The sequence below is a fragment of the Halomonas profundus genome (assembly GCF_020865425.1).
In the GTDB taxonomy this organism is placed as follows: Bacteria; Pseudomonadota; Gammaproteobacteria; order Pseudomonadales; family Halomonadaceae; genus Vreelandella; species Vreelandella titanicae.
This window is the reverse complement of sequence record NZ_CP086344.1, coordinates 1,508,167-1,528,964: the sequence shown is the minus strand read 5'-3', so window position 1 is coordinate 1,528,964 and position 20,798 is coordinate 1,508,167. Positions and strand designations below refer to the sequence as shown.

The 20,798-nt window shown below is 55.4% G+C and carries 13 protein-coding genes; 5 read left to right on the top strand and 8 right to left on the bottom strand.

The window, feature by feature from the left end; all coding sequences use genetic code 11:
* Positions 1–40 precede the first annotated feature (40 nt).
* The gene (locus tag LMS44_RS06940; protein WP_190373598.1) at positions 41–2,380 is read right to left on the bottom strand and encodes a DUF4214 domain-containing protein; all 2,340 of its coding nucleotides are present in this window, start codon (positions 2,378–2,380) and stop codon (positions 41–43) included.
* A 217-nt stretch (positions 2,381–2,597) separates the two neighbouring features.
* Between LMS44_RS06940 and LMS44_RS06935 the strand changes: the two genes are divergently transcribed.
* Both LMS44_RS06935 and LMS44_RS06930 read left to right on the top strand, forming a co-directional pair.
* On the top strand, positions 2,598–7,202 hold the full coding sequence (locus LMS44_RS06935; protein ID WP_498947155.1) for an ExeM/NucH family extracellular endonuclease: 4,605 nt from the start codon (positions 2,598–2,600) through the stop codon (positions 7,200–7,202).
* Between the two features lie 157 nt (positions 7,203–7,359).
* Positions 7,360–8,793, top strand: coding sequence for a phosphomannomutase (locus LMS44_RS06930; RefSeq protein ID WP_278371859.1), 1,434 nt, complete (start codon positions 7,360–7,362; stop codon positions 8,791–8,793).
* 107 nt (positions 8,794–8,900) lie between these two features.
* On the opposite strand, the gene glyA is transcribed toward LMS44_RS06930, so the two are convergent.
* A complete protein-coding gene (gene glyA / locus LMS44_RS06925) occupies positions 8,901–10,166 on the bottom strand; it encodes a serine hydroxymethyltransferase (protein WP_041157896.1) in 1,266 nt (421 codons plus the stop codon).
* A 243-nt stretch (positions 10,167–10,409) separates the two neighbouring features.
* On the opposite strand from glyA, the gene LMS44_RS06920 reads away from it, so the two are divergent.
* Positions 10,410–10,841: a LexA family protein gene (locus LMS44_RS06920; RefSeq protein ID WP_022520377.1), complete on the top strand. Its 432-nt coding sequence runs from the start codon at positions 10,410–10,412 to the stop codon at positions 10,839–10,841.
* A complete protein-coding gene (locus LMS44_RS06915) occupies positions 10,838–12,202 on the top strand; it encodes a Y-family DNA polymerase (protein WP_278371861.1) in 1,365 nt (454 codons plus the stop codon). Before LMS44_RS06920 ends, LMS44_RS06915 begins: the two co-directional genes overlap by 4 nt.
* On the opposite strand, the gene LMS44_RS06910 is transcribed toward LMS44_RS06915, so the two are convergent.
* The 6 genes from LMS44_RS06910 to LMS44_RS06885 form a co-directional block, all read right to left on the bottom strand.
* Complete coding sequence (locus tag LMS44_RS06910; RefSeq protein WP_278371862.1) at positions 12,164–13,627, bottom strand: sodium-dependent transporter; 1,464 nt, start codon at positions 13,625–13,627, stop codon at positions 12,164–12,166. The two genes, LMS44_RS06915 and LMS44_RS06910, sit on opposite strands and share 39 nt — an antisense overlap.
* A gap of 73 nt (positions 13,628–13,700) precedes the next feature.
* Positions 13,701–14,924 carry a YbfB/YjiJ family MFS transporter gene (locus LMS44_RS06905; RefSeq protein ID WP_041157894.1) on the bottom strand — a complete coding sequence of 408 codons (1,224 nt, stop codon included), beginning with the start codon at positions 14,922–14,924 and terminating at the stop codon, positions 13,701–13,703.
* Positions 14,925–15,061: 137 nt separating this feature from the next.
* Complete coding sequence (locus tag LMS44_RS06900; protein WP_138801231.1) at positions 15,062–15,418, bottom strand: AtuA-related protein; 357 nt, start codon at positions 15,416–15,418, stop codon at positions 15,062–15,064.
* A complete protein-coding gene (locus LMS44_RS06895) occupies positions 15,405–16,811 on the bottom strand; it encodes an acyclic terpene utilization AtuA family protein (RefSeq protein ID WP_498947154.1) in 1,407 nt (468 codons plus the stop codon). The genes LMS44_RS06900 and LMS44_RS06895 overlap by 14 nt, the downstream gene beginning before the upstream one ends.
* On the bottom strand, positions 16,808–18,718 hold the full coding sequence (locus LMS44_RS06890) for a TRAP transporter permease (RefSeq protein WP_278371864.1): 1,911 nt from the start codon (positions 18,716–18,718) through the stop codon (positions 16,808–16,810). Before LMS44_RS06890 ends, LMS44_RS06895 begins: the two co-directional genes overlap by 4 nt.
* Before the next feature lie 21 nt (positions 18,719–18,739).
* Positions 18,740–19,705: a TAXI family TRAP transporter solute-binding subunit gene (locus tag LMS44_RS06885; RefSeq protein WP_041157891.1), complete on the bottom strand. Its 966-nt coding sequence runs from the start codon at positions 19,703–19,705 to the stop codon at positions 18,740–18,742.
* Between the two features lie 158 nt (positions 19,706–19,863).
* Here LMS44_RS06885 and LMS44_RS06880 point away from each other — a divergent pair, with 158 nt between their 5' ends.
* Positions 19,864–20,748, top strand: coding sequence for a LysR family transcriptional regulator (locus LMS44_RS06880; RefSeq protein WP_138801235.1), 885 nt, complete (start codon positions 19,864–19,866; stop codon positions 20,746–20,748).
* The last annotated feature ends 50 nt before the right edge of the window (positions 20,749–20,798 follow it).

Sequence of the window (20,798 nt, the reverse complement as noted above, 5' to 3'; positions counted from 1 at the left end):
GAGCTTATCTATACCCAACCCAAGGTCTGCAAATAAACCGTTAACCAAACAGCATCATGCTCTCATCTGACTCGGTAAAACCAACCATAACGGCGCCTCGCTCGGCACCATTATCCAACTGATCCAACCAGAACTCTTTACCTGCCGAATCAGACGTTCTCTCGAGTACGTTTGAATACATCAGTTCAATAAAGGCGTCGTCTTCTAGATTCCCGTTTTGACTATTGAACTCAGCTGACGCAATAAAGCTGTTGGCAATATCACCTAAACCAGTAGTCTCCTTAATTTCCAACCAGTACCCCAACCCTTTACCATCCGCATCGCGATCAAAGGCAGCATCGTAAAGGCGCAATAGTGGGTCAACAGGCGCGCTGAAGACTGCATCGCTACGCTCATCAAGGTTTTGGATGCGCAGGTCTTCGCTGGCAGGGGTTTCTTCTTCGCTAAATGGCGTTTCGCTGAACATGCTGGCCATGTATTCAGCAAAGGCATCCTGCTCAGTGCCCTTATCGGCGAAGGTAAACTGGCCATCATCTACAAACGCGTCCATAAGATCCACGCGGTCTTGATAGCTGCCTTCATCTAACGGATAACCGTCGCCGCCATCGGCCAAAAAGCCTAAGGTAACGACTTTGATGCTCTCTTCAGCATCACCTACCAAGCGGCCATTGGCGACCAGTACATCGTTTGCACTGCCATCCTCATTAACGATTACCGCATTTTGGATGCGCTCGCCAGCGGGTTGACTTACATCAAAGCTGTATTGGATACCGCCCACCTGGGCAAACTGACCAGCAGTGACACCCGGCGCTGACGCTGCTACCGCATGCTCCAGGATATCCAATAGCGTGCTACGCGTGACGGTAATGATGGTCAGGTCGTTATTGAAGCGTAGCGATGACGCTGCATCCAGCTGGGATACACCCCCTTCCGGCTTGCCGATAGCAGGGTTGGCGCCCGGCACCTGATAGCTGGGCTCGCTATCGCTTCCTTCCACCACGACATCACCAATCGGCTCACGAATACCACCGCCGTTCTTAAACGATACCAGTACCTCGGCATCCAGCTGTTTGGCGTACCAGAGGTTGGCGTCGGCAGTCAGGTTACCCAGGTTGGTCTCTTCGGTACGCACTGCGCCCCGCTCCCCCACCAGATAAACATCGGTTAAACCAAGGATGTTGCCGTCTTGTTCAGCAACGAATTCCCCTACGGCGCCGACTAGGTCGTTGGCCACATCCCCTTTGGTGCCTTCAGCAAAGGCGCTTTCCAGGTCGCCCCACAGCGCTTCTACCTGTTCATCGGTAGAGGCGTAGATACCAGAAGAGTTTTCATCGATGGAGTCAGTAATCACACGACCCTGTTCGTCAAACTCGACAACCAGCTCTGCAACGTAGCGCCAGCCACCATCAGTATTCACTACCACGACATCATTACCTGAGGCGTCCTGGGTAACAATGGGGTATGAGTCATAGGGCTCGCCCGCTCCTGGAAACAAGCCGCGGTCTTGATCTTCTTGATCCGCCAGCAGGCTATTGGAACCACCGGCAATGACGATATCCACGCCGTCCAACAAAGTCGCTAGTTCTTCTTCGAACTGAATTTGCTGAAGGTGCGAGCTGAGGATGATTTTATTGATGCCCTGCGCCTCAAGGTCATCAATGACGGGCTGAATAAGGTCAGCCAGGGCCTGCATGTCGTTACTACCCCCTGTCAGCACGTCTACATCACCTGGCGAGGAGATGCTCTCAAGGATTTGGGTAGTTACGCCAATAATGCCAATTTTTTCACCGCCACGCTCGGCAATCACCGCCGGGGCTAGCTTAGGCTTATTAGCGCCAGCTAATAGCTCTTCCCAAGTAGCTTGGAAAGCGTCTTGGCTGAATAACTCATTGGTAGCCAGCTCGCTTAGGGCGGCATCAGCGGAGAAATCCAGGTTGGCTGAGAGGTAAGGGAACTGCGAGCCCAGCCATTCAATTTCAGCAGCCGTAGCGCCGTTAACCACAGGCGCGATCATTGCAGCAATTAGATCAGTGCCTAGGTCAAACTCGTGATTGCCCAATGTCACGGCCGCAGCGTCGACCAGATCCATCAACAGAGTCTCAACACGCCCAGAGGCCGCCGTGATTCCGCTCATGGAACCCGCTTCTAGCCCATAAATCTCTTCAACCGCGGCTTGGAAGGCTGTTTGTAAGCTTGAATCAGCGGCGGCGTTCAGATACGGCCCAGGCAAAACTAAATCGCCCGAACTGATGAACAGCGAGTTGGCGTACTGATCTTCTAAATGATCCACGATAGAAATGAAATTGGGTGCGTTAAGCAGATCTCCCCCTCCCCCTTCCATATCGGCTGCGTGTAGGAGTTGAAGTTGGAAGTTACTCATGGCGATTCCCTTTTTTAAAAGGTAGAAAAATAGGCAATCGAGAGATTACGCAATCAACCATTGCAAATACATGACGCTTTAAAGAAAAAGTATACTAGCGTCGCCAAAAAATCACTTCGTAATCCAAGCATCATTAAAATAAAACATTTAAGTCATTTAATTGCTATGACTTAGTAATAAATTCAACCTTTCTATTCATTCTGAGAGGGCTGGTTAAATGACCAATTTTGAGCTTGTTTCTACGTTATATCACGATATTTTGTTGCGTGAGCCGGATGAGGCTGGCGCTAATTATTGGACTGCCGCCCTGGATAGCGGAACTGTCGATGTTGCAACCACTCTTGACTCAATGGTGACCAGCGATGAATTTCAGCTGCAAATCCAGCCTATTATTACGCTCTATAGTGTTCACCTATTACGTACGGCCGACCCTGCAGGCCTCGCGTACTGGGTCAATGAGTACCGCAACGGCTTAGCATTGGAAGAGATTTCCAATAGTTTTCAAGCGTCTAATGAGTTCGAAGCCACCGTTTCCAACTTGAACGATACCACTTGGCTAAATCAACTCTACAACAGTGTTTTGAACCGCGAGCCTGACCCAGAAGGCTTAGTGTACTGGTCAGCGCTGCTGGCGGACGGGCTGTCTCGTGAGGAGCTTGCCACAGCATTTATGAACAGCAGCGAAAGCATTGAACAGCAACCAGCACGTGTATTAGCTCCTTTACTCGGCGATGGCTCCAGCGTGGATGATGTTGCATCGCTACTGAGTCGTTATATTGAGCAGCTTGAGAGTGAGCCAGAAGAACCTGAAGAACCTGAAGAACCAACAGAACCTGAAGAGCCAACAGAACCTGAAGAGCCAGCAGAACCTGAAGAGCCAACAGAACCTGAAGAGCCCAACAACCCAACTGACCCCAGTCAGCCTGAGCCAAGCAATCCAAACTTCAATCTGGGAGAGCGTTACCACACGGGCACTTCTGACACTTCAGCAGCGATTGCCGTGGGTGAGGGTTTCATGCTGGTGGCGGATGACGAAGACCAAGTGTTACGCCTCTATGAACGCGACACTGACGGCGCCCCTCTGGCGGAAATTAACCTAAATACTGCTCTGGGTTTGAATGACACCCAAGAGGTGGACTTGGAAGCGGTGGCGACTTATCAAGGTACCCACTACTGGTTAGGCTCCCACGAGAGCAGCCAGCGCTCGATGATTTTCGCCACTGAAGTAACAGGTGATAACGCTGAGAGTTTGAGCATCGAGGTGACGGGCCAGTTTACCGATTTAGCCAGCCAGCTTAACGACTGGGATGCCCAAAATGGCCATGGGCTTGGTGAAAATGCGCTGAGCCTCTCGTTAGGGGTCAATATTGAAGGCGCTGTGTTTATCGGTGATTCCCTTTATCTTGGCCTACGCTCGCCGTTGGATGATGGCTTCGCACAATTAGTACCGGTAGAAAACGTGATTGACCTCGTCTCTGGTGAGGCTAACGAAGCTTCCTTTGGCGACCCCCTGCGTTTAGACCTGGATGGTCGCGCTGTGCGCTCTATTGAACCTGCTGGCGATGAAGGTTATCTGATCCTGGCGGGCCCGGTTAACGATGACGACGACGTAGGTTTTGGTCTTTACCTATGGGATGGCGATTATGCCGTTCGTGAAATAGACGGCCCGGATCTCAATACCCTACCGGACGCACTGACGGCGAAGCCGGAATCACTTTTTGATGTTTCCATCACCGAGTCGGGCGTTACTGCGAGCGTGCTGTTTGATAGCGGCACGGTGGATTGGTTAGAGGATGGTCAAGAGTCTAAGGATCTACCCGCCGAACAGCAGCGCTTTGTGAGCACAGACATTGAATTCAACCTGCCTGATTTTGCACCTCAAGCCGGTGACATTGCGATTACTGCGGTCAGTGGCAGCGAAAAATCCTTCCAATTCGTAGCATTGAAGGGTATCAGCGAAGGTGCGGAAATTACCTTTACTGACTCAGGCTGGGCAGGCGATGGCTTCCGTGCCAGCGAAGGCGCCGTTAAGTGGACGGCGCCTGAAGGCGGCGTACCTGCAGGCACGGTTGTTACTTACACTACGGATTCTCCGCAATTCACTACTGCTAACGGCAGCGAGGTGGGTAATAACGGGTTTAATCTTTCGGTCAGCGGTGACCAAGTACTTGCTTTCGTCGGCGAGGCTAGCGACCCAACATTTATCTACGCGGCTCAAACCAACAGCGATGCGTGGCAGGAAACTGCTGACTCCTCTAATAATTCTGCCCTGCCGCCTGGCCTTGAAGAGGGTGTTACGGCGGTTGCCGTTGGCAGCGCACGCAACGCCGCCTTTACCGGTAATGGCTTCGGCACGGCGGAGGAGCTATTAAGCGCCGTTGGCAACCCTGAAAATTGGTCATTTGAGTACGCTGAACTACCCACCAATGCCACCACTGACTTTCATGTGGGCACGATGGAAGCTCCTTATGTGCCGGGCGAGCGCGATATTGGTTTAGCCATCACTGAGATATGGTCGGGCCAAAGCGGTTCTGACGTCACCGCTGATTGGTTTGAAGTTACCAACCGTTCGTCAGAAGCGCTTGATTTCAGCAATATGCCGCTTTACTACGATGATGACAGTGCCGATCCCGTAGATGCTATAGAAATTAAGGGGCTAAGCTCGCTGGCTCCTGGTGAATCAGCGATTGTTATGGTCGATGGCGATGCCGAATCAGTTGCGGAATTCCGTTCAGCGTGGAGCAATCTGGATAATATCGATGCCTTGAAAATTGGTTATGCCGAGAATGCTTCTGGCCTGGGCGGTGGCGGCGATGCCGTAACGCTGTGGCAAGGCGACCCACGTGTTGATGGCAACCAGGTGGCAATGGAAGCCTACCCAGATACCGACGGGTTTGACGCCGCTTCCTGGGATGTGGATTTAGGCAAATTCACCACCACTGATACTGAGGGGGCGATTAGCTCTGATGCACTGGGCGGTGATGGTAGTGATGTACCCGCCGTAGCGTCACCTGGTCTTGCTAATCAGCCCCAGGTAGATATTACACTGATTTCTGCAGTACAGGGCGACTCAAGCAGCAGCACTTTAGAGGGTGAAAACGTTACGCTTGAAGCCATCGTCACTATGGTAGCGCCTGGCTTGGATGGCTTCTTCCTGCAAGAGGAAGATAGCGATAACGACAATAATGCCGAGACCTCAGAGGGTATCTTTGTTTACACGGGCAGCAGCAGTGGTGAGTGGCTGGAGCAGCTCACTGCCGGTGATCAAATTCGCATTAGCGGCGAGGTCTCAGAGTATTTCGAGAAAACGCAGTTAACTGCCGAACGCAACAGCCTTGAGGTGCTGGCTAACGATGTGCCTTTGCCTGAAAGCCAGCGAATCATCATGCCGTTTACCGACAAACAAGGCCTGGAAGCCTTTGAAGGTATGCGCGTAGCCATTGAAGCGCTGGACGGTGAGCCGTTGGTGGTCACTGAGCTTTACGAGCTGGGCCGTTACGGCGAAGTTACGCTTGCATCAGGGGGCCGCTTAGAGCAGTTCACGGAAGTCAACGAGCCTGATGTGGCAGGCTATAGCGCTTGGCTTGACGACGCCGAGGCACGCACCATTAAAATCGATGATGCGAATTCGGCACAAAACGCTGATCCGATTATTTATGGTCGTAACGGTGAGGAGCTTTCTGGTTCTAACCCGCTGCGCGGTGGAGATGAGCTTCAGACTCTCGAAGGCGTGCTTGATTACAACTTCGAAGAGTGGAAAGTCCAAAACGTCGAAGGCCTGGACTTTACCGGCACTGAGCGTCCGGCAACACCTGATACAGATGCTCTGGGTGATGCCGATATTACAGTGGCCTCTTTTAATGTATTGAACTACTTCACTACCCTGGATGAAAACGGCAACAAAACAGAGACCTTAAATGGCACTCTGCATGATCCACGCGGCGCCAATAATGCTGAAGAATTTGCCCGTCAGGAAGCCAAAATCGTCGAGGCAATTAATACCAGCGGTGCTGATGTGGTGGGGCTCATGGAAATCGAGAACAACGGTTATGGTGACGATAGCGCCATTGCAACGTTGGTTGATGCGCTGAATGCAGATGTGCAGGATAAAAACATTCAGGATGTCACTTGGGCTTACAGCGTCCCCGAAGATGGGAATGGCAACACCACTAGCCCTGGGGATGATGCCATTGCGGTTGGGGTCATCTACAATAGTCAGGCGGTGACACCTACTGGCGCTGCAGCCACTAAAACCGATGGGGCTTTCGCCACTGCAAACCGTGCACCGGTGATGCAAACCTTTGAAGATAGTAATGGTGAAACCTTTTCGGTGGTGGTTAACCACTTTAAATCCAAAGGCAGTGTCGTCAATGGTGAAGACGCTATCGGCGACGGACAGGCCAACAACAACCCCACACGGGTCGAGGCCGCGGAGGAATTGCTTGAATGGCTATCCACCAACCCCACCGGTAGCAATGACAGCGACGTGCTGATTCTTGGTGACTTGAACTCTTATGCCATGGAAGACCCCATCATGACCCTGACCGATGCGGGCTATACCCTTCAGGACGATGATTACAGCTATGTCTTTGATGGATTCTGGGGTTCGTTAGATCATGCGTTAGCCAGTGAAACGCTCGCAACACAGGTCACGGGCACCACGACTTGGCATATCAATGCGGATGAAGCATCGGCATTGGATTACAACACCGACTTCACTAATGATCGTCAGGATGACAACCTATACTCCGATGATGCGTTCCGTAGTTCAGACCACGATCCTATCTTAGTAGGCCTGAACTTAGGCCTCGCTGAAGCTTAATTAAACGTACTACCTTTTGAGATGGCCTCCGCTTGTGGGGGCCATTTTTTGTCTTACTAGCCATTACCCCTGATCGCTTCAGCGCTCAAAGCGCCCCGTAGCGCTTCCCGCCTAGGGTGTTAAACTCACCGCAAGCACTTTTTTCAGGAGAAATACATTGAGTTCAGTACGTTCCACTACTGCTATTATTCATGACAGCGGCATTGCTTTTGGTACCAGCGGCGCACGGGGGCTGGTTGAACAGTTTACCGATGAAGTATGTGCAGCTTTCACCGTGGCATTTATTACCGCCATGCGGGACTCTTTTCCAGTAGAACGTATTGCGCTAGGTATGGATCGCCGCCCCAGCAGCCCGGCGATGGCAGCCGCCTGTACCAGTGCGGCCCATACGCTAGGAGTGAAGGTCAATGACTATGGCGTACTGCCTACGCCTGCCCTGGCGTTAAAGGCAATGGCGGATGGCATACCTTGCATCATGATTACCGGCAGCCATATACCGTTTAACCGTAACGGCATCAAGTTTTACCGCCCTGATGGCGAGATTACCAAAGCTGATGAAACCGCTATTCTTAATGCTGAGGCGGCTATGCCTACCCTACCCGCGCCAGTGCGCGGGGAGGTTTCTGAAGCCGCTAATCAGGCCTACTCAGAGCGCTTCACCACCTGGTTTCCAGGTGAGCCATTGAAAGGTTGGCGGGTAGGCTTGTACCAACACTCAGCCGCAGGGCGCGATTTGAATGCGCATATTCTGAGCGAGTTAGGTGCGGATGTAGTGGTACTAGGCCGCAGCGAAGCCTTTGTGCCCGTAGATACCGAGGCCGTTAGCGACGAGGATCAGGCTCAAGGGAGTGCCTGGGCAAACCAACACCAACTACAAGCCCTGTTTTCTACCGATGGCGATGGAGATCGCCCGTTGCTTGGAGATGAAACGGGCACGTGGCAGCGTGGTGATATTGTCGGGTTACTCTGCGCCCGTGCATTGGGAATCGAAGCGCTGGCTGTGCCGGTAAGCTGCAATACAGCGATAGAAACCTGCGGTGCCTTCCAGCTAGTTGAGCGCACGCGCATTGGTTCACCGTATGTATTGGACAGTATGGCTAAGCTCAGTAAGCGGTTTACGCGAGTGGCTGGGTTTGAGGCCAACGGCGGCTTTCTATTGGGAAGCAGACTGGAGAGTGATGGTCGTCAATTAGCCGCCCTACCCACCCGTGATGCGCTGCTCCCCGCCCTTACTTTGATGGTGATGGCCGCCCAACGCGGGATTAACCTCTCGCAGCTAATCGCTGACTTACCTGCCCGCTATACGGCAAGCGACCGACTCAAGGATTTCGCCACGGAGAAAAGCCATGCGTTACTGGCCGAATGGCAAACCTCACCTGAGCTGATGCAGCAAACATTAGGTTTACAAACTGGCATTTCAGCAGTCAATAGCACTGATGGCTTGAGAGCCACGCTTGAAAATGGCGATATCGTGCACCTTCGCCCCTCTGGCAATGCACCGGAGCTGCGCTGCTATAGCGAATCTGCTTCACAAGCAGATGCATCGGCACTGGTAAAACAGAGCTTGGCCGCTCTCGAAAAGCTGAACTAGGGGCCTTACTCTTAGCAAAGAACAGAGCACTAACAAAGAACGGGCGACCCTAATGGGCCGCCCGTTCTTTGTGGCTATCCTTTGCCAAGGAGAATGGTTACAGCTGCTTATTTATAAACCGGAAGCCGCGCACAAACCTCGGCCACTTTATCCAACACCTGGGTTTCGATGGCGCTGGTGTCTTCACCCTTGGCCAGTACGTCCAGAATGTCACAGATCCAACCTGCCAACGTACTACACTCTTGTTCACTGAAACCGCGCGTGGTCACCGCTGGGGTGCCAATACGCAGGCCAGAGGTGACAAACGGGCTTTGCGGGTCGTTAGGAACAGCATTCTTGTTCACGGTGATATGAGCACGACCCAAAGCAGCATCGGCATCTTTGCCGGTTACGCCCTGCTTAATCAGCGAAAGCAGGAATAGGTGGTCTTCGGTACCACCAGAGACGATGTCGTAACCGCGATCGATAAACACCTTGGCCATTGCCTGAGCGTTCTTAACTACCTGCTGCTGGTAGGTTTTGAACTCGGGCTCCATAGCCTCTTTGAAGCAGATCGCTTTGGCGGCGATTACGTGCATCAAGGGGCCACCCTGGCCGCCGGGGAAAACCGCTGACTGCAGCTTCTTCTCGATATCAGCGTCGTTTTCCGCTGAGAGAATCACGCCACTGCGAGGGCCGCGTAGAGTTTTGTGGGTGGTGGAGGTGACCACATGGGCATGGGGCAAGGGGCTAGGGTAAACGCCCGCCGCAACCAGACCAGAGACGTGGGCCATATCAACGAGTAAGTAAGCGCCTACTTCATCGGCGATTTCGCGGAACTTGGCCCAATCAACAATTTGTGAATAGGCTGAGAAGCCGGCGATGATCATTTTGGGCTTGTGCTCGCGAGCAAGCTGGGCCACTTGAGCGTAATCAATTAACCCCTGCTCATCCAGACCGTACTGAATGGCGTTGTAGTGCTTGCCGGAAAAATTAGGCTTGGCACCATGGGTCAGGTGGCCGCCCGCATCCAGGCTCATACCTAAAATGGTATCGCCTGGCTTAACCAGCGCTTGGAACACCGCGCTGTTGGCTTGCGAGCCTGAGTGGGGCTGAACGTTCACGTAGGTGGCGCCGAACAGCTCTTTGGCGTAATCAATGGCCAGGTTTTCAGCGATATCGACGAACTCACAGCCGCCGTAGTAGCGCTTACCGGGGTAGCCCTCAGCGTATTTATTGGTCAGCTGGCTGCCCTGAGCTTCGAGTACGCGGGGGCTGGCGTAGTTTTCGGAAGCGATCAGTTCGATGTGGGCCTCTTGGCGCTCCACTTCTTTCTGCATGGCATCAAACAGCACATCATCAAATCCGGCAATTGTCATATCGCGGCTGAACATCGGCGGGAACCTCGTAACGAGAAAGGGTCATCATGGAAGAAGCGAGGGCGCTATCATAACGCAGCCTGACGCGACTTTCATCGCATCCTCGTCAGGTCTTGCATGAGCGTGATTCATGTAATGACAGAGAAAGTGTCATCGCGAACGCAATGAAGCGATCTCAGGGGGCGTCAATTTGCGTTTTCCTTCGCCATGCAAAATACTGTATATTTATACAACATTTTAAGCACCAGGATGCCGACGATGCCGGGCCAGTCTTCTCACTTTACCCCTGCCTTGCCGTTAACCTCTCAGCCGCAGCCTTGTGGCCGCGCTGGTTTTAGTGGCTTTCCTTCGCCAGCCCAGGATTACGAGCCATGCACGCTGGATCTCAACACACGGCTGGTTAAAAACCCTACTGAGACGTTTTATGTCACCGCCACCGGCGACAGCATGGAGGGTTGGGGAATTTTTGAGGGTGATTTGCTGGTGGTTGATCGCAGTATTGAACCGCAACTGGGACATATTCTGGTCGCTATGCTAGAGGGCGAGGCCCTAATTAAACGCTATGCGCTCTATCGGGGAACGCCGCACCTGTGCTCAACACATCCTAACTATCCGCCACTGCCACTTGAAGGTAGCGACTGCCAGCTATGGGGGGTAGTGCGCGCCGTCGTGCACGAGTACTTGCGATGATCGGTCTAGTCGATGCCAACAACTTCTACGTCAGCTGCGAGCGGGTTTTTCAGCCCAAGCTGGAAGGTAGGCCCGTGGGGGTAATGTCGAACAACGACGGCTGTGTCATCGCCCGCTCCGCCGAGTTAAAAGCGCTGGGTATCCCTATGGGTGCGCCTGCCTTCAAGCTTGAAGAAATGCGTCAGCGCGGCGAGATCCACCTGCTGTCGTCTAACTATGAACTCTACGGAGATATGTCGGCACGGCTGACCCAACTACTACGCGATGCCTGCCCTGCAATTGCGCCCTACTCAATAGATGAAATGTTCGTCTACCTGGAAGGATTAACCACAGAGCAGTGTGAGAGGCTGGGGCGAGAATTGCACCATCGTATTCGCCGCCATTTAGGGTTACCGGTGTGTGTTGGGCTGGCACCCACCCACACGCTCGCCAAATTAGCCAATCACCTTGCCAAGCAAGACCCACATTACCAAGGCGTTTGCCTGCTTAATGGACAAGATCAAACGACGCAGGCGCTGCTCAAACGTACGCCGGTGGGCAGCGTGTGGGGCGTCGGCCATCGGCTTGCCGGGCGCTTAGCGATTGGCGGCGTGACCACCGCTTGGGACTTGCGTCAAAGCGACGACAAGCAGTTGCGCAAGCGCTTCTCTGTGGTGCTGGCGCGCACCGCGCTCGAGCTGCGTGGCACGCCTTGTATGGAGATGAACGCCCTGGATCAACCGCGCCAACGCATTATGACCTCGCGCTCTTTCGGCCAGCCCACCGGCGTTTTTGCAGAAGTACATAATGCACTGCGGCGCCACGCCCAGCGCAGCGCTGAAAAACTTCGCGAGCAACGTAGCTTAGCTCGTGCGGTGATGGTATTTCTCAACACTAACCGTCATCGCCGCGATCAGTTGCAATACTTCCCGCAGGCGCTGATCGCCCTGCCATCACCCAGCGACGATACCCGTGTGATCCTTGATGCCGTACGCCAAGGCCTGGAGCAGATTCATCGCCCCCGCTACCAGTTCATGAAAGCTGGCGTGATGCTGCTGGATTTAGTGGATGCAGAGCAGCACCAGCTTTCGCTGCTGCATCCGTCAGTCCGCGATCGCCATCCGTTTTTAATGGCAACCGTGGATCAGATCAACCAGCGCATGGGGCAAGGCACTATCAGCTTTGGTATGACGGATGCCCCTGCTGCTTGGCAACTGCGCTGCGCCCACCGCTCAGACCGCTATACCACGCGCTGGGACGAGTTGATGAAAGTGGGCACTCACCCCGGCGCAGTCGCCGCCGCCGAGGCAAAGCAAAAGGAGAAGCAGAAAAAACAGCAGGCGTTAAACAGCGCTAAGCGCAGTACGCAGCCGCGGGCTTAAGGTTTCGCCAAGCGCGGCCATGGCAATCAGAATCCCCAGCAGCCAGGGCCAGTGAGCCGCAAACGAGACCTGATAAACGCCCAGCGCGTCGACAAAAATCACCACAATGCCCAGCGGGCTAACGTAGCGCACCATGGTCAGCCACAGCGCATAAGGCAAGGGGGCAAGCCCCAGCTCGTCGCGGAAGGTCTCGCTTTTCAGCACAAACCCCGCTACCACTACCGTGCCCAGACCACCCAACGGCATCATCCAGCGCGAGGTTAAATAATCCAGCCAGTCAAAGAAGTTCTTACCGGCCAGTGTCCAATCCGCGCCCAGGTTAAACGACAGCATCGCCAGTGTGCTAATCAACCACAGCACAATACCGGTGCCCCAGGCGGCTGCCGAACGCGAGATGCCTTTGTTGTCGCACAGCCAGGAAACCGTGGCTTCGACCATAGAGATCGAAGAGGTCAGCGCTGCCATAGAGAGCATCAGGAAGAAGAGAATGCCAAACAGGGTGCCCAGCGGCATCGCCTGGAAGGCCAGCGGCAGGCTCATAAAAATTAGCCCAGGGCCTTCGCCGGGGTTCATGCCATTGGCGAAAATAACCGGGAAGATCGCAAGCCCCGCCATCAAGGCAACAACGGTATCCGCCACCGCCACACTCACCGTGGTGCGGCCAATAGAAGCGTCTTTAGGCAAGTAGCTGCCATAGGTCAGAATCGCCCCAGAGGCCAGCGAGAGGGTGAAAAACGCATGACCCAGCGCTGCCAGAAGGCCTTCGCTAGAGAGGCTGCCCGCATTGAAGGAGAACAGAAAGTTAACCGCAGCGCCAAAGCCACCGGAAAACATACCAAAGCCAATCAACACCACCAGCATGATCACCAGCCCCGGCATCATCCAGCTAACGCTCTTCTCGATTCCCTGCTGCACGCCTTTACCCACGATCAACATGGTGGCCAGCGTAACCAGGGTGCTCCAGAAACCGAGGTTCAGCGGATTAGCGTTATTGGCCCCGAACACAGCGGCCATCTCATCAACGCTGCTGCCCGCGAGCCCCCCGGTCAGCATCTTCCACAGATACGAGAACGACCAGCCCGCCACCACCACATAAAACGACAGGATCATAAAGCCGCAGAGCATGGCCATCCAACCAATCAACGACCAGGCCGATGAACGGCCAGACTCATTGACCACGCGCCGTATGGCATCCACCGGGCTACCACGCCCCCGCCTACCAAACGCGATTTCGACCATCATCACCGGCACACCCACGGCAAAGATGCACGTTAGATAGACCAGCACAAAGGCTCCGCCGCCAAACTCCCCAGTCATGTAGGGAAATTTCCAGATATTGCCTAGCCCCACCGCCGAACCGGTGGCCGCCAACATAAACCCCCAGCGGCCTAGCCATTGGGTGCGAGGTTGCCTAGAAGAGGTCATTTGCCCATATCCCGTAAGAAAAAGGCGCTCATCCTAAAGGATTTCGAGGGTAATGCCCACTAGGCCCCAGTTCCTAGGCGTACACCATGGCTTTTGCGGCGGCATCCAGGCGTTGAGCGGTTTGATCGACCCGGCGCAAACAGGCCAGCAGCACCGCGCCAAGCGTTACAAAACCGCCCGCCAACCACAGCCCAACACCATAGTGGCCAGAGGTTTCAGCCAACATACCGGTTAATGCCGGGGCGCATATCTGGGCGGCGCCGTATGCCAGAGTCATCTGCCCCATTAGCCGCGCGGGGCTGGAAGGATAGAGCCTACCTGCCATGGTCAGCACAAGGCTGACGCAACCAAGGAAGGTACCGCCATAGAGCACCGCACTGAGCAGTACCACTGCTGAGTTCGCGGTAATCGCAGGCAGTACGATCCCCACTACCTGAATCCCCATGGCGAGAATCAGCGCCCCTAAATAGCCCACTCGACGGGCGACCAGATCCCACAGCATCACCGCTGGGGCGGCGGCTAAACCGGCCAGAGCGAACGTCCAGTTGCCCATCCCCGCCAGCAGCGGCTCACGCTCAACGATGGCAACTAGGAAGGTAGCGCTGATCACATAACCATAACCGGCGCAAAAGTAGGCGGCGAGCATCCAGCGCATAAAAGTACGTGTTGGCGGCGTAGCGGTTCGGCTACTCGCCACGTGAGCCCCCTCTAGCGGCCTTTCCGGCCGCGGCAGCCAGCGCCAGGCAGGCACCAGCAGCACGGCACCCAGCAGGCTAAAGCCCCACCATTGGGTCTGCCAGCTAAAGGAAAACTGGAGCATCATCTCCACTGCCACCGCCGCGACAATCATGCCTAGCCCCAAACCGGCAAAATGAATTCCCAGCTCGCCGCGCTGGCGATGTTGGATTAACCAGTGAAGAATCAGCCCTGACGCTAATAGCATTGCAGCGCTGCTTGAAAGACCCGCCAGAAAACGCAACCCCGCCCAAACCCAGAAGTGATCGGTAAGCGCCATACCCGCAGTCGTGATTACCGCCAGGATTAACCCGCAGCGAAATAGCGTGTCTTTGATATAAATACTGTGAATAGAGGCGGCCAGCACGGCCCCCAGCATATAGCCCGCGTAGTTAACCGCAGCCAGCCAGCCGCCATCGGCATCACCCATCCAGGTCTGCTGCTGCATCACCGGTAGCAATGGGGTATAGGCAAAGCGCGCGATGCCAACACATAATATTTGGCTAAAAACGCCCGCCAACAGCACTTTGAAGCGCTGGGCACCTAGCGTTGCGACGGTCATGGGGCTACTCCTGAACGGCTCTTTAACGACGACTGAGCGGACGTTATGTTAATTAGCGTGCGTATTTTATCGTCATAGTAAGGCCTTTCAGGCAGCAGGTCATGACCACCTAAGTCGAGGAGCGAGGTTAAAAAGGCCTAGCTCGCATCAACCTCCATGCTTAACAGCAAAAACGATAGCGTCTTGCCATGCCCATCCAAGTTGAGCGCGCCATTAACGCCGCCCTGCAGCACGTCATCGATCACGAAGTTCATGCCCGCCAAATTAGGCAAAGGGTAACGCCGCACTCGGCTGGCACCGCGGTGGGCAAACAGCGCCAGCACCCGCTCCTCGGTTACCTGCTCCAGCAAGGTGGCGTAGTGGTCTGGGTCATAGGCAAACAGTGCCACGTTAAGCCGTTCACCTTTGTCACCAGCACGGGCATGGGCGAGTTGATGAAGAGCGATTGAGGAATGCGGGCTTACCGCTGTTTGCGTGTGTTCAGTTTGCAACATAGCGTTCACTCCTGCGTTCGCCGAGCGGCGATGATTCAAACAGACTGACATGGGGATGAATATCGCTACGCTTTACCAAATAAGAAGCGGTAAACACTCGCCTTTGAAATTGACGCCGCACGCCGCCGCCACCCGCGGGCCCGGCACAATAAAGCGCCAATAGCTCCTGGGTGGCGCGGGCTACCCAGCGCCGCTCGCTGTGCTCGGCCGCCAGTCGCAGCCGATAATCGCCGCTGGCAGACGCTGAAGCGCTACGCTGCAGCTCACCGCTATCGCTATCGAATACGCTGGCCAAGCCAATGATATCCAAGCGGGTACGCAGCTCGGCAGGGGCTCGAAACACCAATCGTTCACGCAGTACCTGCGCTGCAAGCTGGGCTCGTGCCAACGCGTTCGGGCCGGCATAGGAAATTTCCGCCTCGCCCTGCCAACCGCCTTCATAGCACACGGTGGTTTTTAGCCGCTCAGGCGCAGGCTTGCCGCGAATTCCTGTCACCGCCACGCGATTGGGTGACAACTGACGCACCTCTGCGTGGGAAAGATCCACCGTGACATCCGGAGTCAGATAATTCGCCGGGTCATGCACTTCGTAAAGCAGCTGTTCTTTCACCGTTTGCTCGGTAACACAGCCGCCGGTATTGGCAGGCTTGGAAATAATAAGGCTGCCATCCTGCTCCACTTCAATAATCGGATAGCCCACCGTGGCGAGCCCGGGCACGTCTTTAAAGCCAGGATCGGCAAAGTAGCCGCCGCTTACCTGGGCGCCACACTCAGCCAAATGCCCCGCCATCATGCCGCAAGCCAGGCGATCCCAATCGTCCCAACGCCAATCGAAGTGGTGCATCAGCGGCGCTAAAAACAGCGCCGGGTCGGCAACACGGCCTGTAACCACCACATCCGCCTGCATGGCCAACGCCTCAGCCAGCGCCTTGGCCCCCAGGTAGACATTGGCTGAAATCAGGGCGTCATCGCCCGGCATATCCAGCCGTTCGGCCTCCCAGCGCTGTAAGTCCAGGCTATGCAACTGCTGGCGGATATCGTCACCGTGCACCTGGGCAATGCATACATCCCCGCGCCCAAGCTGTGTCGCCAAGTCAGCAATTACCTGACAAGCACCACTGGGGTTCGCCGCACCAAAGTTGCCTAAAATCTTAATGTCGTGATCCAGGCAGTCGCGCAGCACCGGCGCCAGCAGCTCGTCTAACAGCGGTTCAAACCCGCTTTCAGGATCATCACGCATCGCGCGGTGAGCTGCCGCTAATGTCCGTTCACCCAGAGTTTCAAAAACCAGAGCAGAGGGCTGCTGTCGCTTGATCAACTCTGCCACCACCGCCACGGCCGCATCGGTACGGTCACCGGAAAAGCCCGCCCCGCTGCCTAATAAAAAGCTCATAGCTGGGTCCCCTTGGCTTGAAGAGAGTGGTGGTCGCCCGCGACAGACTCCAGCTCGTCTCTCAGCAGCGAGCGGCGGCGTATAAATAGCCCAATGATTAGGGCTAGCGCTGCCAGTGTGGTCAGCCAGCCGGGCGTCAGCGCCAGTCCAATGACCGCGATCAGCCCCACGACATCGATCACGCGCTTACCTGTCATGGCTACCCGGGACATCAGCGCGGCGAAGGCCATCACAAACACGACCCCTTGGCAGCTGGCCAAGACGATCTCCAGGGCAGAACCAAACCCTGCCAGGGCTGGGTAGATCAGCAGCAGGAAGGGAATGACATAGATAGCCGCCGCCAAGCGCACTGATTCAACCGCCGCAGGCAGCCAGTTGGTGTCGGCAATGCCTGAGGCCACGAACACCGCAATACATACGGGCGGTGTAATCACCGACAGGGTGGCGAAGTAGAAAACGAATAGGTGGGCAATCAGCGGCTCAACACCGATGGTGGTGAGCGCAGGCGCCAGCACTGATGCCACCAGAACATACGCTGCCGTGGTCGGGATCCCCATGCCCAAAATCAGACACACGCCGCCGACGATAAAGGCGACCAGGAACAGCGATTCGCCGCCCACCGTGACGATCAAGCTGGCTAAGGTCACACCGATGCCGGTCATACCGATCATCGCCACCAGTATCTGCGCCCCGGCCAGCAGCACGCCAATAATCACCATGCCTTTGCCTGCATCGACTAAGCCTGCCACCAGCTTGCCGAGGATCTCGCGCAGCGGCATCTTGGCCATGAGCGCAAAAGGCACGAACGTTAGTACGGTCATTAAGATACCGTAGAACGCCGACATTTGGATCGAACGACCGCTGAGCACGCCGTAAAACAGACCACCCAAAGCGGCCAGAATGGGAATGATACGTTCAGGGCGTATCACGTCTGACCAGCTTGGCAGCTCATCATCAGGCACTACCTGCAGTTGGCGGCGCTTGGCGACGAGGTGAATGGTGACAAACACCCCGAGATAGAAAAGAATCGCTGGCAACAAGGCCGCTAAGGCGATACGCAGGTAACTCTCACCGAGGATTTCCGCCATGATAAATGCCGCAGCACCCAGGATTGGCGGTGCGATTTGGCCGCCGGTCGAGGCCACCGCTTCTACCCCAGCCGCGAAGGGGCGTGGGTAGTTCAAGCGTTTCATCATGGGGATGGTGAAGTTGCCCGTGGTGGCGACATTGGCCACCGCGCTACCGCTGACCATGCCAAACAGCCCGGAGGCCACCGTGGCCACTTTGGCAGCACCGCCCGGTGAACGGCCGCTGATACGCAACGCCAGATCCATAAAGGTATTGCCGCCTCCGGTATGTAGCAGCAAACAGCCGAACAGTACGAAAGCGGCGATGGTAGTCGCAGCGACGCCCACCAGCATGCCCCACACGCCTAAGTCACCGAGGTAAATGGTTTCGGTCATGTAGTAAAGATCAAACCCGCGGTGGCCAAGCGGCCCTGGAATGGCGGCCCCAAACCACGCGTAGGCTAATCCCACTAACACTAACAGTGGAAAGATCACGCCGATGGCGCGCCGCGAAAGCTCCAGAATCGCCACCAGCAGTACGCCGGTCAGCAGCATATCCCGAGGTGTTGCCCAGGGGAGTTCGACCAGAATTTGTTCATAGTTAAGCGCCACATAGCCACAGGCAAACACCACCCCCACTGCCAGCACCGCATCAATCGCAATGCCCAGCGGGCGCCAGCGCTTGCCTGCGCCTAGCGGATAGACGGCAAGCCCTAGCAGGATGACCAGCGCGAGAAAGATACTCCGCTGAATCAAGCTCTCGAACGGCCCAGTGGCGGAGGTATAAAGGATTAGCCCGCCCAGCAGGAGCGCCAAGCCTTTGGTAACTGTCTCGCGCATGATCATCTTCTCCAATGGGCCTTACTGGACTGGCTGCAAGGCATCGGGGATGTCATACCCCTGCTCTTCGAAATAGCGCGCAGCGCCAGCATGCAGTGGCACGGTGCCAACCTCCAGGGTCATCTTCGCCATATCCGCATCCTGCATGGCAGCGAAGGCGTTAACCTGCGGCTCTGGGTTTTCCATCACCGCTTTGACGATTTGATAGGCGGTTTCTTCATCCATATCCGGATGGGCGTGCACGGCCACACCAAAGGCCCAAGTGGTGTAGGCAGGAATACCCTCTGCGGCCCCTTCCGGCACATCGACAATCGCCACATCGGGCATTTCGCTGCGCAGTGTGTCGGCCTGCTCTTGGTCAAGCGACAGCACGCTAATCGGTGTGAAAGTGGCGATATCCATGGAGGAGCCATCCAGGCGTTCTCCGACCCCCGATTTTACCGACCCCATCACTCGGCCATCTTTCATGGCGTCGACCATATCGGTGGTAGAACCACGTACATAATCCGGTTCGATGCCAAGTGCGCGCATTACCGCTTCGGTGGTTTTCTCAGTAGCTGACCCCGTGATCCCTGGATTGAAGCGAACACCGTTTAAGTCAGCGAAGGTTTCCACCCCTGCATCCTGGCGCATTACGGTATTCTGCGGTGCCACGGTGTAGACCCAGAGCAGGCGGTTATCGACGGGGCGGCCTTCAAAATCCTCCTCACCGGCGTAGGCGTGATAACCCGTATTGGTGGTCACCAGGCCCATATCGATTTGGTTGCGGCCTAAACGGCGCAGGTTATCCACAGTGGCACCGGTTTCGGCAACCGAAGAACTGATCCCTTCGACTTGATTATTAATAATCTGATTGACTGCCACAAAGTAGCTGTAGTGGCTGGAGGAGCTTGAGGTAGAGCCAATCAACAGGCGCTCATCAGCGTGAGTAGCAGCAGCGGCCAGCACCGTGGCACTGGCCACCATGGCAGTAAGTAGCGTTTTCATTGTGTCTCCGAAGCTCGCAAAGCGAGCTATTGTTATTGTAGAGCGGCTTTTTATGTAAAACGGTGATCGCGACGCTGTTTGCATGCGATACAGCAAGCATGGTCTGCCAGTTTAATTTTGTATATTGAATAGTTTTTAATTTATGTTTTACTTTCTAAATGAATCCAAGCATCCAGCAGTTGCGTGTTTTTGTTGCCGTCGCCCACTCGCGCAGCCTTGCAGAGGCCAGCGAGCGCGTGCACCTTTCCCAACCGGCGATTTCGATCGCCCTGCGTAAACTTGAGGAGAACGTCGGTGGTGCACTGTTTGCCCGTACCACGCGGCAGCTCGCGTTAACACCGGAAGGCGAAGCCTTTCTGCCCGTTGCCGTGCGGCTCCTGAATGATTGGAACGAAGCCTTTGAGGATCTCAACGACCAATTTTCCAAACAGCGCGGAAAGGTAACCGTGGCCGCCCTGCCTACTCTGGCGGCAGGACTATTCCCGCGGGTCATTAAGCTTTTTCACGAGGCTTACCCACGTATTAACCTCAGCCTGCACGATGTGCTGGCCGATCAAATCAATCAAATGGTGCGCGAAGGTCGCGCCGACCTGGGTCTTTCCGTGCCGCCAAGCGACGCAGACGACTTGACGTTTGACCCCGTCCTCGAAGACAGCTATGTGGTCGTTTGCCCCTGCGGGCATCCATTGCTGGCGCAATCAGCCGTCGCCTGGAGCCAACTCGCGGCTTATCCATTTATTGGTATCAATCGCCTTTCCAGCTCGCGCCAGGATATTGACCGCATTATGCAGAGCGTAGGAGAACGGCTGGATATCTTGTGCGATGCGCGCCAGATCGCCACGGTAGGCCGCATGGTAGCTGCGGGATTAGGTATTAGCGTGCTGCCCTCGCTCAGTTTTCGGCAAATTGCCGCCGATGGTATTGAGTACCGCCCGCTGGTGGAGCCGACCATTCGCCGTGAGCTGGGCATTATATTGAGCCGCCGTCACCCTCCATCCGCCGCCACCAGCGCCCTGCGCGAGCTAATTCATCACCATGAATAAGCGTCTTTCTCTACACACAGTGCGGGAATCTGGCAGACTAGAGGTGATTA